At 59.3% G+C, this 14,240-nt stretch carries 14 protein-coding genes; 9 read left to right on the plus strand and 5 right to left on the minus strand.

What is annotated here, in order from left to right; translation table 11 throughout:
* Positions 1-66: 66 nt before the first annotated feature.
* Positions 67-1,350, minus strand: coding sequence for an NAD(P)/FAD-dependent oxidoreductase (locus ACQQ2Q_RS20410; protein WP_428188972.1), 1,284 nt, complete (start codon positions 1,348-1,350; stop codon positions 67-69).
* A gap of 104 nt (positions 1,351-1,454) precedes the next feature.
* Positions 1,455-2,156 (minus strand): uracil-DNA glycosylase, encoded by a 702-nt coding sequence (gene ung, locus ACQQ2Q_RS20415; protein WP_428188973.1) that lies wholly within the window; start codon positions 2,154-2,156, stop codon positions 1,455-1,457.
* A 139-nt stretch (positions 2,157-2,295) separates the two neighbouring features.
* Between ung and ACQQ2Q_RS20420 the strand changes: the two genes are divergently transcribed.
* The 3 genes from ACQQ2Q_RS20420 to ACQQ2Q_RS20430 all read left to right on the plus strand — a co-directional run bounded on the left by ACQQ2Q_RS20420 (position 2,296) and on the right by ACQQ2Q_RS20430 (position 4,549).
* The gene (locus ACQQ2Q_RS20420; protein WP_428188974.1) at positions 2,296-2,649 is read left to right on the plus strand and encodes a hypothetical protein; all 354 of its coding nucleotides are present in this window, start codon (positions 2,296-2,298) and stop codon (positions 2,647-2,649) included.
* Positions 2,646-3,254 carry a DedA family protein gene (locus ACQQ2Q_RS20425; RefSeq protein ID WP_428188975.1) on the plus strand — a complete coding sequence of 203 codons (609 nt, stop codon included), beginning with the start codon at positions 2,646-2,648 and terminating at the stop codon, positions 3,252-3,254. The genes ACQQ2Q_RS20420 and ACQQ2Q_RS20425 overlap by 4 nt, the downstream gene beginning before the upstream one ends.
* A 95-nt stretch (positions 3,255-3,349) precedes the next feature.
* Positions 3,350-4,549 carry a ceramide glucosyltransferase gene (locus ACQQ2Q_RS20430; protein WP_428188976.1) on the plus strand — a complete coding sequence of 400 codons (1,200 nt, stop codon included), beginning with the start codon at positions 3,350-3,352 and terminating at the stop codon, positions 4,547-4,549.
* A 26-nt stretch (positions 4,550-4,575) separates the two neighbouring features.
* Here ACQQ2Q_RS20430 and ACQQ2Q_RS20435 read toward each other — a convergent pair whose 3' ends face one another.
* The 3 genes from ACQQ2Q_RS20435 to ACQQ2Q_RS20445 are packed head-to-tail and all read right to left on the minus strand — an operon-like array spanning position 4,576 to position 6,797.
* Positions 4,576-4,971: a VOC family protein gene (locus ACQQ2Q_RS20435; protein WP_428188977.1), complete on the minus strand. Its 396-nt coding sequence runs from the start codon at positions 4,969-4,971 to the stop codon at positions 4,576-4,578.
* A 33-nt stretch (positions 4,972-5,004) separates the two neighbouring features.
* On the minus strand, positions 5,005-5,997 hold the full coding sequence (locus ACQQ2Q_RS20440) for an Ldh family oxidoreductase (protein ID WP_428188978.1): 993 nt from the start codon (positions 5,995-5,997) through the stop codon (positions 5,005-5,007).
* Positions 5,998-6,029: 32 nt separating this feature from the next.
* Positions 6,030-6,797, minus strand: coding sequence for an HpcH/HpaI aldolase family protein (locus tag ACQQ2Q_RS20445; protein WP_428188979.1), 768 nt, complete (start codon positions 6,795-6,797; stop codon positions 6,030-6,032).
* 388 nt (positions 6,798-7,185) lie between these two features.
* Between ACQQ2Q_RS20445 and ACQQ2Q_RS20450 the strand changes: the two genes are divergently transcribed.
* The 6 genes from ACQQ2Q_RS20450 to ACQQ2Q_RS20475 all read left to right on the plus strand — a co-directional run bounded on the left by ACQQ2Q_RS20450 (position 7,186) and on the right by ACQQ2Q_RS20475 (position 14,232).
* Complete coding sequence (locus ACQQ2Q_RS20450) at positions 7,186-8,139, plus strand: sugar-binding transcriptional regulator (protein ID WP_428188980.1); 954 nt, start codon at positions 7,186-7,188, stop codon at positions 8,137-8,139.
* Between the two features lie 152 nt (positions 8,140-8,291).
* Positions 8,292-9,605 carry an ABC transporter substrate-binding protein gene (locus ACQQ2Q_RS20455; protein WP_428188981.1) on the plus strand — a complete coding sequence of 438 codons (1,314 nt, stop codon included), beginning with the start codon at positions 8,292-8,294 and terminating at the stop codon, positions 9,603-9,605.
* A gap of 228 nt (positions 9,606-9,833) precedes the next feature.
* On the plus strand, positions 9,834-10,706 hold the full coding sequence (locus tag ACQQ2Q_RS20460) for a carbohydrate ABC transporter permease (RefSeq protein WP_428189008.1): 873 nt from the start codon (positions 9,834-9,836) through the stop codon (positions 10,704-10,706).
* A 3-nt stretch (positions 10,707-10,709) separates the two neighbouring features.
* On the plus strand, positions 10,710-11,549 hold the full coding sequence (locus ACQQ2Q_RS20465) for a carbohydrate ABC transporter permease (RefSeq protein ID WP_428188982.1): 840 nt from the start codon (positions 10,710-10,712) through the stop codon (positions 11,547-11,549).
* An 11-nt stretch (positions 11,550-11,560) separates the two neighbouring features.
* Positions 11,561-12,559: an ABC transporter ATP-binding protein gene (locus ACQQ2Q_RS20470; protein ID WP_428188983.1), complete on the plus strand. Its 999-nt coding sequence runs from the start codon at positions 11,561-11,563 to the stop codon at positions 12,557-12,559.
* Positions 12,560-12,750: 191 nt separating this feature from the next.
* Positions 12,751-14,232: a mannitol dehydrogenase family protein gene (locus ACQQ2Q_RS20475; protein ID WP_428188984.1), complete on the plus strand. Its 1,482-nt coding sequence runs from the start codon at positions 12,751-12,753 to the stop codon at positions 14,230-14,232.
* The last annotated feature ends 8 nt before the right edge of the window (positions 14,233-14,240 follow it).

The raw sequence follows: 14,240 nt of genomic DNA on the forward strand, positions 1-14,240 counted from the left end.
CACGAGAGGTTTCTCCCGCCGAAACCCTATCGCCACCATGCACATATGGAAAGCCGAGCGCCTGGATCAGCGATCGAAACTGTCGAGCATTCTGTACCAGGTGATCAAGGCCGTCACACCGAGTTTACGGAACCGGTGGAACGGGATGGGCCGGATCGGCGAGACCGGAAAGGGAAGTCGGCCCTTGTCGCTGCTCTGTACATAAGCGGCAAGTGGCGCACCGATGGCGGTCATCAGCGCCACGCCGCGTCCCTGACAGCCGGCCATCATCATCAGGCCCGGTTCCGGTTCGTGCAGATGCGGCAGGTGATCGGGGGTCATGGCAACGCGTCCGTACCATCGTTTTGCAATTGCGACGCCTTCCAGCGCGGGATAGAGCCGAAGCATCGCGCGATGCAGATGCGCCCAGTCTTGCGGACCCTTCGGATGCCCCATGCGTCCACGCCCGCCGAGCACCAGGCGCCCGTCCGGGCTCTTGCGGTAATAGACGAGAATGCGACGGGAATCGGAAACCGCCTGATCGTGCGGGAGGATGGCATCTGAAAGGTCAGCCGGCAGCGGTGCGGTGGCGATCTGAAAGGAATGAAGCGTAACAAGGCTCTGTGCCAATCCGGGCACCAGATCACTGGAATAGGCGTTGGTGGCAACCAGAACCTTCTTCGCCTTCAGGGTCGAACCGTCGGCAAGCTCCACCTGCCATTCACCGAGGCTGCTGCGAAGTCGTGTCGCCGCCTTGCCTTCAAGAATGCGCACGCCGCTTTGACAGGCAAGGCGTGCAAGTTCCATTGTCAGGGCCAGCGGGTTGACCACGCCTGCGCGCCGATCGAGCCAGCCGCCGACATAGCCATTCGCCCCCGTCATCAAGGCTATATCGGCATCGTTCAGGAGTTGCGCATCAGCACCCATGGCAGACCACTGACGGTGCCGTTCCTCAGCCCGCCTGATGGCCTCAGCTGTATGACAGGCCTGTATCCAACCGCTTCTGTTATGCTGGACATCAAGCCCTTCGCGCTCGATCAGGCCGAACGTGAAATCGGCAACCGACGCCACGAAATCCGTAAGCTTGCCGCCCCGTTCTTCGCCAAAATGCTGGATGAGCCATTCCGGATCGTATTTGAGGCCAGGGATAACCTGACCGCCATTCAGCCCGGAAGCACCGCTGCCGATTTGCTTGGCCTCGACGACCCGGACCTTGAGCCCGGCACTGGCAGCATGAAAAGCGGTCGAAAGACCCTGCAGCCCGCCGCCGATGACAGCAAGATCCACGGCCTCGTCTGCGTCGATTTTGGCATCGAAAGTATAGGCGCGCGCAGGGCTTATCCAGACCGGCTCGCTGAACGTCGGCGACATGAAAGAGTGCCTTGAATGAGTTGATAAGTGTCAATTTGCAACCAGAATACCGCTGCAATCAAAACCAATAGAAATTTAGGGTCAAGTGAAAATACGACGTCGCATCAACTTTGCGGAGGAACTTCAGGCAGTTGCCAGTCGATCGGAGACTTTCCGTGTTTTTCGAGGAAAGCATTGGCCTTGGAAAAGTACTTTTTGCCGAAGAAACCGGCATGCGCCGACAAGGGCGACGGATGTGGCGCCCTGAGCACCAGATGCCGTATGCCGTCGACGAAAGACGCTTTCTTCTGGGCGTAGGCACCCCACAGAATGAAGACCACATGATCGCACTCGTCATTGACCACACGGATGACGGCATCGGTAAAGCGCTCCCATCCGCGCCCCTGGTGTGAACCGGCACGCGCCTCCTCTACCGTCAGCACGCTGTTGAGCAACAACACCCCCTGCCGCGCCCAGCTTTCGAGAAAGCCGTGACGGACAGGTGATATGCCGAGATCGCCCTGGAGCTCCTTGTAGATATTCACCAGCGACGGCGGCACCTTCACGCCCGGCTGCACGCTGAAGCAAAGCCCGTGCGCCTGTCCGGCGCCGTGATAGGGATCCTGCCCCAGGATCACCACCTTCACCTGAGCAAGCGGCGTCAGATCCAGCGCCCTGAAATAGTCCGCCCCCTTGGGAAAGATATGCTTGCCCTGCTCTCTTTCGGCCAGAATGAACGCCTTGAGCTGGCGCATATAGGCGCTCTCGAATTCAGCTGCCAAGGCTTGTTTCCAGCTTTCGTCGAGCCTTACATCTGTGATCGTCATTGCCGCGCTGTGCCTTTTCCGGTTAAAGCTCATTGTGATTGAAAACGCACACCAATCGAAGTCAAGCCCGACACACCCGCAACATGCGATCGGACACAACACATCATGTGGGTCAGGTCGAAACAAGAACGGGATGACAATGACGAAGAGTATCAAACGCTGGCGACTTGACCGACTGCTTTTTCCAGCCTTCCTGGCGGCATGCATTGTAGCGGCCATCTTCGCGATCCGCTTTCTGCTATTCGCTTTCTACTGGCACGATCCGGCCCATCGCGATCAACCGCTCGAAGGCTGGATGACCATGCGCTACATCGCGCATTCCTATCATGTGCCCCCGCAGGCATTGGCCGAACAGCTGGACCTTGAGCCATTGCCGGAAAAGCGACGAACCATCAGCGAAATCGCCAAGGAAAACGGTATCGCGCTCGACGCCATGAAGGCTCGCATAGACGGTGCCATCGCCGGCATCCGGCAGGGAGGTGCGACCCGTTGAGTGAAGCTTTCCTGGCACTCGTTCCGACCTACGGCCTACCGCTGCTCGCCCTCGTCACTGTTCTGGGTTGCCTGGCACTGCCGGTCCCCTCCTCGCTTGTGCTGCTGGTCATGGGCTCGCTCGTCGCCGCAGACGAGTTCTCTTTGACCTCTGTGTTCCTGACGGCGCTGGCCGCCGCCTTCTTCGGAGATCAGATCGGCTTCGTCGTCGGGCGCGTCGGAGGTGCAGCAATCCTCAAGCGCGTCGGCCAGAATCCGACCCGACAAAAGACCCTGACCAAGGCCCAAGACACCATGGCCAGGCATGGCAGTTTCGCGATATTCCTGTGCCACTGGTTGCTCAGCCCGCTCGCGCCATATGTCAATCTCATTGCCGGCGTCACGCGGTTCAGCTGGCCCGCATTTTTCCTGCTGAGCTGCCTTGGCAACACCATCTGGGTGATGGTTTATGTCGGCCTCGGCTTCTTCTTCAGCGACCATGTGATCGCCATCGCCAAATTCGCCAGCAACGCCACCGGCTTTCTGGTTGCCGCGACGATTGCGGGCCTGCTCGGATGGCAACTGATCTCCGCCCGCAGGACGCGCCACAGCAAGAAGCAGCGGTAGGAGCGACGACCGCAGGGGCGGCAAGCCCTGTCCACCGTCACACGCCTGTTACACAGACTTGTCACCTAGTGCGCAGACATTAGGAGACCTCGGCCATGGTCGCTTTTACGGCCTTCTGCGCAACCACTCTGTTCATCCAGCTCGCAACGATCGCCATTACCATTCAACGTGTGCTGAAACGACGGGCAGTGTCCGAAACCTCCAAGACGATCTCGCCACCGGTGACCATCCTGCGTCCGGTCTGCGGCCTTGAAAACAATCTCGAGGCGACGCTCGAAAGCGCCTTCCAGCTCGATTGGCCAACCGAGATCGAAATCCTGTTTTGCGTCGCAAGCTCGACCGATGCGGCTGTTCCGCTGGTCGAAAAGTTGATGAACCGCCATCCAAACATGGAGGCGCGGCTTCTGGTCGGCGACGACCGGGTCAGCATCAATCCCAAGCTCAACAATCTGGTCAAGGGCTGGAAGTCCGCACGCCACGACTGGATCGTGATGGCAGACAGCAATGTGCTGATGCCCGCAGACTATTTGAGCCTGTTGTTTGAACGCATGACGCCGGGAACCGGCATGGTCTGCTCTCCGCCTGTGGGTTCCGCGCCTGAAGGCTTCGCGGCCGAACTGGAATGCGCCTGGCTCAACAGTTTTCAGGCCCGCTGGCAGTTGCTGGCCGACGAAATCGGAATGGGCTTTGCCCAGGGCAAGACCATGCTGGTCAACAGGCATCTGATCGACAATGCCGGCGGCATTGAGCGGCTGGCCGACGAAGTGGCCGAAGATGCAGCGTCCACCAAGATTGTGCGCGCGGCAGGCCTGTCGGTGCGTCTGGTCGAACGCCCCTTCCCTCAGCCTTTGGGTCAACGCGATTTCGCAAGCATCTGGCGCAGACAACTACGCTGGGCACGGCTGCGACGCGTATCCTTCCCGCTGTTCTTCGTGCCGGAACTGTTTTCCGGCGGGTTCTTCCCCATCGCAACGACACTTGCACTGACACTGGCCGGCGACTGGTCTCCGTGGTCGATGCTCGCTTATGTCACACTGTGGTATGGCGCAGAACTCTTATTGATCCGCGCCTATCGCTGGCCCCTGTCGATCAAGACACCCGGCGCGATCATGCTGCGCGATCTGGCACTACCGGCACTGTGGACCGCAGCCTGGTTCGGCAACGGCTTCGTCTGGCGCGGAAACCAGATGGCCGTCGAACAGCACCACGGCGCAGGCACGGCGGCAGTGCGCATCCGCCATGCCTATGAACGAACCCGGGCCAAGGCACGGATCATGGCAGCTCACTGGCGCTGAAATGCACCAAGCACCAGGCAGGAATGTCAGAGAAAGCGTCCATGACGCTGCAGCACTTCAATCTTGTATCCATCGGGATCGGTGACGAAGAAGAAGCGGGCAAACAACGTGCCATCTCGATTGAACTCGACAATCTTGTTGGGTGAAAGGCCAAGCTCGGCAAAGCGGGCATGCTCCGCGTCGAGATCATCGACAGAGATTGCCAGATGACCGTAGCCGTCGCCAAGATTATAGGCTTCTTCCCGCCCCTTGTTGACGGTCAGTTCCAGTTCGAACGGCGTCTCTGCATTGCTCAGATAAACCAGCGTGAACGTCTCGAAATCGAGCCGCTGGGCTATCTCCAGCCCGAAGGCTTTCCTGTAGAAATCGACCGAACGCGTTTCTTCAAGCACGCGGATCATCGAGTGGATCATCTTGGCCATGGGGACCTCCTGCAAATTTTCGTCTGAGGCTTCTTAGCCGATCGCACGGATGGCCGCGACCACCTCGTCGTCGATATCCAGACCGTCGCGCAAGGCTGAAGCTCTTTGGCCCTGTCCGCGCCGTCCGGGAATACGCACTCCCTCCTGATTGGAGATCGCCTCGGCCATCTCTTTCATGCGCCCGGCAACCCCATCCGCACTCGCACCGGGATCGATCGCAATAATGGTCTGGCCAAGTGACGGTGGAGGTCCCTGATCGGTAAACAGGGAAGACGCTTCAAAAGCATAATTGGCACCCGTCAGTCCTGCAGCCAGCAGTTCGACCATCAGCGCAAGCGCCGCTCCCTTGGCACCGCCAAGAGGCGCCATGGTGCCGGCCATTGCAGCATCCGCATCCGTCGTCGGATTGCCGTTGACGTCAAAGGCCCAGTCATCGGGAATGGCCGCACCCTTTTGCTGTGCGGCCATGATCTTGCCGCGGGCCACTTTGGAGAGCGCCAGATCGATGACAATCGGCAAATCGCCTTCGACCGGCGCAGCAAAGGCCAGCGGATTGGTGCCGTAGAGTGCACGATGGCCGCCCCACGGTGCCATGGCCGCTGGCGCATTGGCCACCATGATGGCAACGAGCCCTGCCTCTGCAAAACGCTCGACCGTCAGCCCCATCACACCGGCATGATGCGAGCGGTTGATGGCAGCAAGAGCAATCCCCTGTTCCCGTGCAATGCCCGGCATTTCCTCAAGCGCCAGATCGAATGCAGGATAAGCAAAACCGTTCTGGGCATCGATGCGCAACACGCCGGGTCTTACACGAAAGGACGAAGGCTTGGCGTGCCCCGCAATCTTGCCCGCACGGGCCTGGGCGGCATAGGCGGGAACTCGACGAAGCCCGTGTCCGCCCTGTCCGGCAGCCTCTGCTGCGACCAGTGCATCGGCAACAATGCCAGCATTTTCGCGCGAGACATCGCTGTTTAGAAGCGCGCCGATCACCAGTTCGCGCGCTTCTTCCAATGTCAGCTTTGTCATCGCCATATCCTCTCTACGCAGTCGATCGAGGCTTACCCCTTCATGCTGTCGCAATGCGCAGCCGCTGCCCGCATCAGGAGCCCGACATCGCTTTCGCTGGCAAGCATGGTCGCCCCCGCTGCCTTTGCCCGACGCTGCAATTCCGTGTTTGTTGTCATGATGCCGGCAGGCTTGCCCAGCGCAACAATGGTCTTGATCGCCTTTTCCACCAGAGCCATGACGTCCGGCACGCTGACATCGCCGTAATGGCCCATATCCGCTGCCAGATCGGCGGGACCGATGAAGAGGACGTCGACCCCCTCCACAGCGGCAATCTTCTCGATATTCTCGACTGCAGAGACGCTTTCGATCTGCGCCACGATGCAGATCTGCTCATCGGCGGTCGTGGTGTAATCGGAGACGCGACCGAAATCGCTGGCGCGACCAAGCGAAGCGCCCACGCCACGAATGCCGTGCGGCGGATAACGGCAAGCCCTGACAAGCTGGGCTGCCTGCTCGGCTGTCTCGACCATCGGCAACATCAGCGTCTGCGCGCCAATATCGAGCGCCTGCTTGATCAGCCAGCTTTCGCCGACCGGCACACGGACCACGGCATGGGCCGGCTGTGCGGAGACCGCCTGAAGCTGGCCCGCAATCATCGGAATGTCGTTCGGCGCATGTTCGCCATCGATCAACACCCAGTCAAAACCGGCACCGGCACAAATTTCCGCCGCGTGGGGATTGGCGAGACCGACCCACAGACCGTAGACGGTCTGCCCCTCCAGAAGATCCTTCTTAAACGTGTTGACGGGTGCGGGCATGGTGTCTCCTCTCCTGCGGTGCGCCTTTTCGATCAGGCGCCTGAAAGCAGACATTGATGCAGTATGCTTAGTTGTCTGACAAGTACCATTTGCGGTCGATGTGACGGCTCTTTTTGAATTGAAACAATGCGCAGCTGGCGATGCCGTCTTCATCCTGTCACCTATGGCTCAGATCAGCGCAAGGATATCTCGCAACCGATCGGGAATCGGTGGTCTGGACGGAAGCCGGGCACGAGAACGGACATGCAGGGTTTGGAAGACGATTGTGTCCCTTCACCCCCATGGCATGCTCCCTGTCGTCAGGGATAGCGGTACTGACAGGCCCATGCCTGCGTGACAATTGACACTCCCTCCCCTCGCGGCTACTCAATTTCGCAGAGGAGAGACCATGGCACGACGTATAGGCAGCACCGGACGGCTTGACGACGCAGCGCGCGCCGGCTGGCTTTACTATGTCGCCGGACGGACCCAGGACGAGATTGCCTCCTCCATGGGCATTTCACGCCAGAGCGCCCAGCGTCTCGTCTCGCTTGCCGTCGCTGAAAAGCTGGTCAAGGTGCGTATCGAGCATCCGATCGCCGAATGTCTGGAACTGGCCGAGGCCGTGAAGGAGAAATACGACCTCCGGCAGGTCGAGGTCGTGCCCGCAGATCCCGGCTCCGATTCGAGCGCTGCCGGCATTGCCGAAGCGGGCGCCGCCGAAATCGAGCGCTGGCTGATGCATTCCGAACCGCTGGTGGTTGCCATGGGAACTGGACGTACCCTTCGCGCGGCAGTCGATCAGCTTCAGCCGATGGAGTGTCCCCAGCACCGCATTGTCTCGCTGACGGGCAATATCAGTCCGGACGGATCAGCGGCCTATTACAACGTCATCTACTCCATGGCCGACGCCATCAAGGCGCGCCATTTTCCCATGCCGCTTCCGGTTCTGGTGTCGACCAGAGCCGAGCGCGACCTCTTGCACGAACAGCCGCTGGTTTTGCCGACGCTGGAGCTGGGCGCCCGCGCCGACGTCACCTTCGTCGGTATTGGCGAACTCGACCAGACAGCGCCCCTGTTGCTCGATGGATTTCTCGACGCGCAGGAAATGGATGCCCTTCTGGCCGCCGGCGCCATAGGCGAGATCTGCGGCTGGATCTTCGATGCCGAAGGCGAGCTTCTGGACAATGACGTCAACCAGCGGGTTGCCAGTATCGCCATCCCCTCGAGGGACACGTCCTGCGTGATCGGCCTTGCCAAAGGTCGCCGCAAACACCGGGCAATTCGTGCCGCACTGCACGGTAAACGCGTAAATGCGCTCATTACCGATGAAGACACAGCCCGTTTCCTGTTGTCTAAATAAACTCTTAACATCAGTTTTTATCGTTAAGTTTCCGTGCGATGACACAGGTCTTCGGCACTGCAGCATTCTTTTGCCATTGACTTTCGACGCTAGAAAATGAGTAATTGCCCACGAGCAAAGCGAATGCTCACTTCTCTTCTGGGAGGAAGATCATGAATTTGAAAACCGTTCTGCTGGGCGCTTGCTCGGCATTGGCGATGGCCGGTATGGCCTCCGCTGAAACCCTCACCATCGCCACCGTCAACAACGGCGATATGATCCGGATGCAAAAGCTGACGGACGACTTCACCAAGGACAATCCCGATATCCAGCTTGAGTGGGTAACACTTGAGGAAAACGTGCTTCGCCAGAAGGTCACGACCGATATTGCCACCAAGGGTGGACAGTACGACGTCCTGACCATCGGCACCTATGAAGTGCCGATCTGGGCAAAGCAGGGCTGGCTGGTTGCGCTCGACAATCTCGGCGCTGACTACGATGTCGACGACCTGCTTCCGGCCATCCGGTCGGGCCTCACCGAAGACGGCAAGCTCTATGCAGCACCGTTCTACGGCGAAAGCTCGATGATCATGTACCGCAAGGACCTGATGGAAAAGGCCGGGCTTGAAATGCCTGACAGCCCAACCTGGTCCTTCATCGCCGAAGCGGCGAAAAAGATGACCGACAAGGACAATGAAGTCTACGGCATCTGCCTTCGCGGCAAGGCCGGCTGGGGTGAAAACATGGCGTTCCTCACCGCCATGTCGAATTCCTTCGGCGCACGCTGGTTCGACGAGAACTGGAAGCCCCAGTTCGATCAGCCAGAGTGGAAGGACACGCTTGAGACCTACGTCAACATGATGAACGAATCCGGACCTCCCGGTGCGTCATCCAACGGCTTCAACGAAAACCTCGCTCTGTTCCAGACCGGCAAATGCGGCATGTGGATCGATGCGACGGTTGCGGCCTCCTTCGTGACAAACCCGAAGGACTCGCAGGTTGCCGACAAGGTTGGTTTTGCGCTTGCTCCCCACAAGGAAGGCGTGGACAAGAACGGTAACTGGCTCTGGGCCTGGAACCTGGCCATTCCGGCTGGCTCCAAGAAGATTGAAGCTGCCGAAAAGTTCATCGGCTGGGCAACATCCAAGCACTACACAGAGCTTGTTGCCGCAACCGATGGCTGGGCAAACGTTCCTCCGGGCACGCGGACCTCTCTCTATGAGAACCCGAAATACCAGGAAGCCGCTCCTTTCGCCAAGATGACGCTCGACAGCATCAACTCGGCGGATCCGAAGAACCCGACCGTCAAGCCGGTGCCTTACACAGGTGTCCAGTTCGTCGCGATCCCTGAATTCCAGGGTCTCGGCACAGCGGTTGGCCAGCAGTTCTCTGCAGCCCTCGCCGGTCAGGTCTCGGTCGACCAGGCTCTGCAGAATGCTCAGGCGCTCACCACCCGTGAGATGACCAAGGGCGGTTACATCAAGTAACAGTTCTCCTCGAAGACACGGAACAGGGAAGCATTTGTTTCCCTGTCCCAACTGGGGCGGGAGCCGGCTTGATCACAAGCTCATAGCAGGTTGCCGCCCCCTTTTTTCTTTGAAATTACAATGGCCGGATCGGCTGCGGTGCCGGTCAGGTTCAAGGGTCAGGCGAATATTCGCCACCCGCAAAAACCGCAGCCTCATCAACAGTTGATGACGAAAGGCGCAGTCCCAATGGCGACCACCCACACACATTCTGCGGCACGTCTGATGATAGCACCATCCGTGCTCCTGCTTCTGGCTTGGATGATCGTGCCACTGGCGATGACCATCTACTTCTCGTTCCTGCGATACAATCTGCTGATGCCCGGCATGGAAGAATTTGCCGGCTTCATGAACTACAAGTACTTCCTGACCGATCCCGCCTTCTTCGCGGCCTTGAAGAACACACTGATTCTGGTCGGCTCCGTGCTTGCGATCACCGTCATCGGCGGCATCGCGCTGGCACTGCTGCTGGACCAGCCGATGTTCGGCCAGGGTTTCGTACGCATTCTCGTCATCGCCCCGTTCTTCATCATGCCGACGGTTTCCGCCCTGGTGTGGAAGAACATGCTGATGAACCCGGTCAACGGCCTGTTTGCCTGGATCGCCAAATCGCTCGGCATGCAGCCGATCGACTGGCTCGCCACGGCGCCATTGACCTCGATCATCATCATCGTGGCCTGGCAATGGTTGCCCTTTGCCACGCTGATCATCTTCACCGCGCTGCAGTCGCTCGATGAGGAGCAGAAAGAAGCCTCCGAAATGGATGGCGCCGGTCCGATCTCCAAGCTGATCTACATCATCCTGCCGCATCTATCGCGCGCCATGACCGTGGTCATCCTGATCGAGACCATCTTCCTGCTCTCCGTCTTTGCCGAAATTCTGGTCACCACCAATGGCGGCCCCGGCACGCAGAGCACCAATCTCACATATCTGATCTATGCCCAGGCTCTGTTGCAGTTCGACGTGGGTGGCGCATCGGCAGGCGGCATCGTCGCCGTCATCCTGGCCAACATCGTCGCCTTCTTCCTGATCCGCCTGATTGGCAAGAATCTGGAGAGCTGAACCATGGCACGCGCAATTTCCACAAACCGCAAGATCATGTGGACCGTCATAGCCTGGCTTGTCGGCTTCCTGATCTTCTTCCCGATCCTCTGGACCTTCCTCACCAGCTTCAAGACCGAGGGCGAGGCGATTGCCTCCCCGCCCTCCTTCCTGTTCTTCCGCTGGACGATGGAAAACTACCACGACATCCTCACCAGCACCCGTGGCGAGACCTATCTCCACTACTTCACCAACTCGGTGGTCATATCGCTCGGTTCCACCATCTGCGGCCTGATCATCGCGATCCCTGCAGCATGGGCCATGGCATTCTCGCCAACCAAGCACACCAAGGATGTGTTGATGTGGATGCTGTCGACCAAGATGCTTCCGCCCGTTGGCGTGCTCGTGCCGCTCTACATCATCTTCCGCAACATGGGCCTGCTCGACAGCCGCATCGGTCTGGTGATCGTCCTCACCCTGATCAACCTGCCGATCATCGTCTGGATGCTCTACACCTACTTCAAGGAAATTCCGGGCGAGATCCTGGAGGCAGCCCGCATGGACGGTGCATCGCTGATCAAGGAAATCATCTACGTGCTCACCCCGATGGCCGTTCCCGGCATTGCCTCGACACTTCTGCTGAACGTGATCCTGGCCTGGAACGAAGCCTTCTGGACCCTCAACCTGACCACCTCGAATGCGGCGCCGCTGACGGCATTCATTGCCTCCTATTCCAGCCCCGAAGGCCTGTTCTATGCCAAGCTTTCGGCGGCATCGACCATGGCCATCGCGCCAATCGTCATTCTCGGCTGGTTCAGCCAAAAGCAACTCGTACGCGGCCTCACCTTCGGCGCTGTTAAGTAAGGAATTAGACAATGGGCAGCATCAAGCTTGAACAGGTCTCCAAGGCTTTCGGCGAAGCCGTCGTCATCCCCTCGATCGACCTCGAGATCAACAATGGCGAATTCGTCGTCTTCGTCGGCCCGTCGGGCTGCGGCAAATCCACCCTTCTCCGGCTGATCGCCGGGCTGGAGGACGTCTCCGGCGGACGGATCATGATCGATGGCGTCGACGCGACCGAAAAACAGCCGTCGCAGCGCGGTCTCGCCATGGTCTTCCAGTCCTATGCGCTCTATCCGCATATGAGCGTGCGCTCCAATATCGGCTTTCCGTTGAAGATGGCCGGCATGGACAAGGCGGAGATCGACAAGAAGGTTGAGGATGCGGCAGCAATCCTCAACCTCACCGACTATCTGGAGCGCAAGCCGCGCAATCTCTCTGGCGGTCAGCGTCAGCGCGTCGCCATCGGCCGCGCCATCGTGCGCTCCCCCGAATGCTTCCTGTTCGACGAACCGCTGTCGAACCTGGATGCGGCTCTTCGCGTCAACATGCGTCTGGAGATCACGGAACTGCACCACAAGCTCGGTGCCACCTCGATCTATGTGACCCACGATCAGGTGGAAGCCATGACCATGGCCGACAAGATCGTGGTGCTCAACAAGGGCAATATCGAACAGGTGGGGTCGCCTCTCGATCTCTATCACAATCCACGCAACCTGTTCGTCGCCGGCTTCATCGGATCGCCGAAGATGAACCTGCTGTCGGGTGAACCTGCGGCGAAATACGGTGCCACGACCATCGGCATTCGTCCTGAACACGTGGCGCTGTCGACGACGGAAGGCACATGGAAGGGCAAGGTCGTGGTCGCCGAACACCTGGGCTCTGACACTTTCCTGCATGTCCAGACCGAGGGTGTGGGCCTGTTGACTGCGCGCGTCGGCGGCGAACTGCCGGTTCGCCACGGTGACACCGTCTACATTACCCCGGACGAAGAGCGCATGCACCGCTTTGACGAAAAAGGCATGGCGAAATGACCATGTGCCTGTCCGCACAATCGACGGACGGGTGCGAGCGCGCTTTTTTGCCGAACATGAAAACACTCCGGCCGGCGAGCGGAACACACTCGTCGGCGGGACCGACGACATCGTCGCCCAGACTCAGCAAGTCGACGGCGGCAACCGGATGAGCTGACCCCAAGCACGCTCTCCCCATCGAGGACGATGACATGACCTGCAAACTTTCACTCGCAACCCTGGACGATGCCGCAAAGACCGCAGCCGTGCCGCTTTACCGGCGCGACCAGTTGTCGACCGGCATCCTGCATTTCGGCGTCGGCAATTTCCACCGCGCCCACCAGGCCGTCTATCTGCATGAACTCTTCAACCAGGGACTGGATCTCGGCTGGGCGCTCCTGGGCGCCGGCGTCATGCCCAACGATCACCTGATGAAGGAAAAGCTAGAGGCCCAGAATTATCTGACGACCGTTGTCGAGCAGGACAATAACCGCTCCAGCGCCACCGTCACCGGCCCGATGATCGACATGATCGCCGCCCCGGATTTCGACAAGATCATTGCCGCCCTCGCGGACCCTGCGATCAAAATCGTTTCGATGACGATCACGGAGGGCGGCTACTTTATCGATCCGGCAACGGGAAAATTCGACCCCAAACATCCGGCCATTGTCGCCGATGCGGAAAACCCGAAAAGCCCGAAGACCGTGTTCGGCCTGATCATCGCCGGCCTGAAGGCCCGCCGCGAGAAGGATCTGGCTCCGTTCACCGTCATGTGCTGCGACAATATTCCAGGCAATGGCGAAGTGACCGAGGCGACTGTGTGCGGACTGGCAAAACTGTCGGACCCTGATTTCGCGCACTGGATTCACGAAAACGTCGCTTTCCCCAACGCCATGGTCGACCGCATCACGCCGGCCACCGGAGAACGCGAGCTCACCATCACCCGGGACACCTATGGCATCGAGGACAACTGGCCGGTCTTCTGCGAGGAATTCAAGCAGTGGGTACTGGAGGACAAGTTTCCGCTGGGTCGTCCGGCACTGGAAAAGGTCGGTGTGACTTTCGTCGACGATGTCGCCCCTTATGAACTGATGAAACTGCGCATCCTCAATGGCGGCCATGCCGCCATTGCCTATCCAGCCGCCCTGATGGACATCCACTTCGTCCATGAAGCCATGGAAAACACATTGATCCGTGACTTCCTCCGCAAGCTGGAAGAGGACGAGATCATCCCCATCGTACCGCCTGTGCCGGACACAGATCTTGCCGACTATTTCAATCTGATCGAACATCGCTTCGCCAATCCCAAGATCGGCGACACCATTCCGCGCCTCGCTCAGGATGGCTCCAACCGCCAGCCGAAATTCATCCTGCCTTCCACATCCGACCGCATGGCCAAGGGCCTCGACGTTGTCGGCCTCGCCCTCGTTTCGGCACTGTGGTGCCGTTATTTCGAAGGTGTGTCCGACACTGGCAAGGCAATCGAATTCAACGACGGCAATGCCGAGCGGCTGCAGGCGGCAGCACTCAAGGCCAAGGATGATCCGAACGCCTTTATCGGCATCGTCGACATTTTCGGCAGCGTCGGTTCCAACCCGCTGTTCGTCAAGCGCTTCACCAACGCCTTGCAATCGCTTCATGAAATTGGCACAGCAGAAACGCTGAAGCTCTACCTTTCCGGTGGGCTGACCTGAAGCGAGAG

The sequence above is a fragment of the Agrobacterium sp. ES01 genome (genome assembly GCF_050320885.1).
GTDB lineage: Bacteria > Pseudomonadota > Alphaproteobacteria > Rhizobiales > Rhizobiaceae > Allorhizobium.

Excerpts from the sequence above, each read along its gene's own strand:
- ACQQ2Q_RS20410 (WP_428188972.1), bottom strand. The coding sequence starts at position 1,350 with ATGTCGCCGACGTTCAGCGAGCCGGTCTGGATAAGCCCTGCGCGCGCC.
- ung (WP_428188973.1), bottom strand. The coding sequence starts at position 2,156 with ATGACGATCACAGATGTAAGGCTCGACGAAAGCTGGAAACAAGCCTTG.
- ACQQ2Q_RS20420 (WP_428188974.1), top strand. The coding sequence starts at position 2,296 with ATGACGAAGAGTATCAAACGCTGGCGACTTGACCGACTGCTTTTTCCA.
- ACQQ2Q_RS20430 (WP_428188976.1), top strand. The coding sequence starts at position 3,350 with ATGGTCGCTTTTACGGCCTTCTGCGCAACCACTCTGTTCATCCAGCTC.
- ACQQ2Q_RS20435 (WP_428188977.1), bottom strand. The coding sequence starts at position 4,971 with ATGGCCAAGATGATCCACTCGATGATCCGCGTGCTTGAAGAAACGCGT.
- ACQQ2Q_RS20440 (WP_428188978.1), bottom strand. The coding sequence starts at position 5,997 with ATGACAAAGCTGACATTGGAAGAAGCGCGCGAACTGGTGATCGGCGCG.
- ACQQ2Q_RS20445 (WP_428188979.1), bottom strand. The coding sequence starts at position 6,797 with ATGCCCGCACCCGTCAACACGTTTAAGAAGGATCTTCTGGAGGGGCAG.
- ACQQ2Q_RS20450 (WP_428188980.1), top strand. The coding sequence starts at position 7,186 with ATGGCACGACGTATAGGCAGCACCGGACGGCTTGACGACGCAGCGCGC.
- ACQQ2Q_RS20455 (WP_428188981.1), top strand. The coding sequence starts at position 8,292 with ATGAATTTGAAAACCGTTCTGCTGGGCGCTTGCTCGGCATTGGCGATG.
- ACQQ2Q_RS20460 (WP_428189008.1), top strand. The coding sequence starts at position 9,834 with ATGGCGACCACCCACACACATTCTGCGGCACGTCTGATGATAGCACCA.
- ACQQ2Q_RS20465 (WP_428188982.1), top strand. The coding sequence starts at position 10,710 with ATGGCACGCGCAATTTCCACAAACCGCAAGATCATGTGGACCGTCATA.
- ACQQ2Q_RS20470 (WP_428188983.1), top strand. The coding sequence starts at position 11,561 with ATGGGCAGCATCAAGCTTGAACAGGTCTCCAAGGCTTTCGGCGAAGCC.
- ACQQ2Q_RS20475 (WP_428188984.1), top strand. The coding sequence starts at position 12,751 with ATGACCTGCAAACTTTCACTCGCAACCCTGGACGATGCCGCAAAGACC.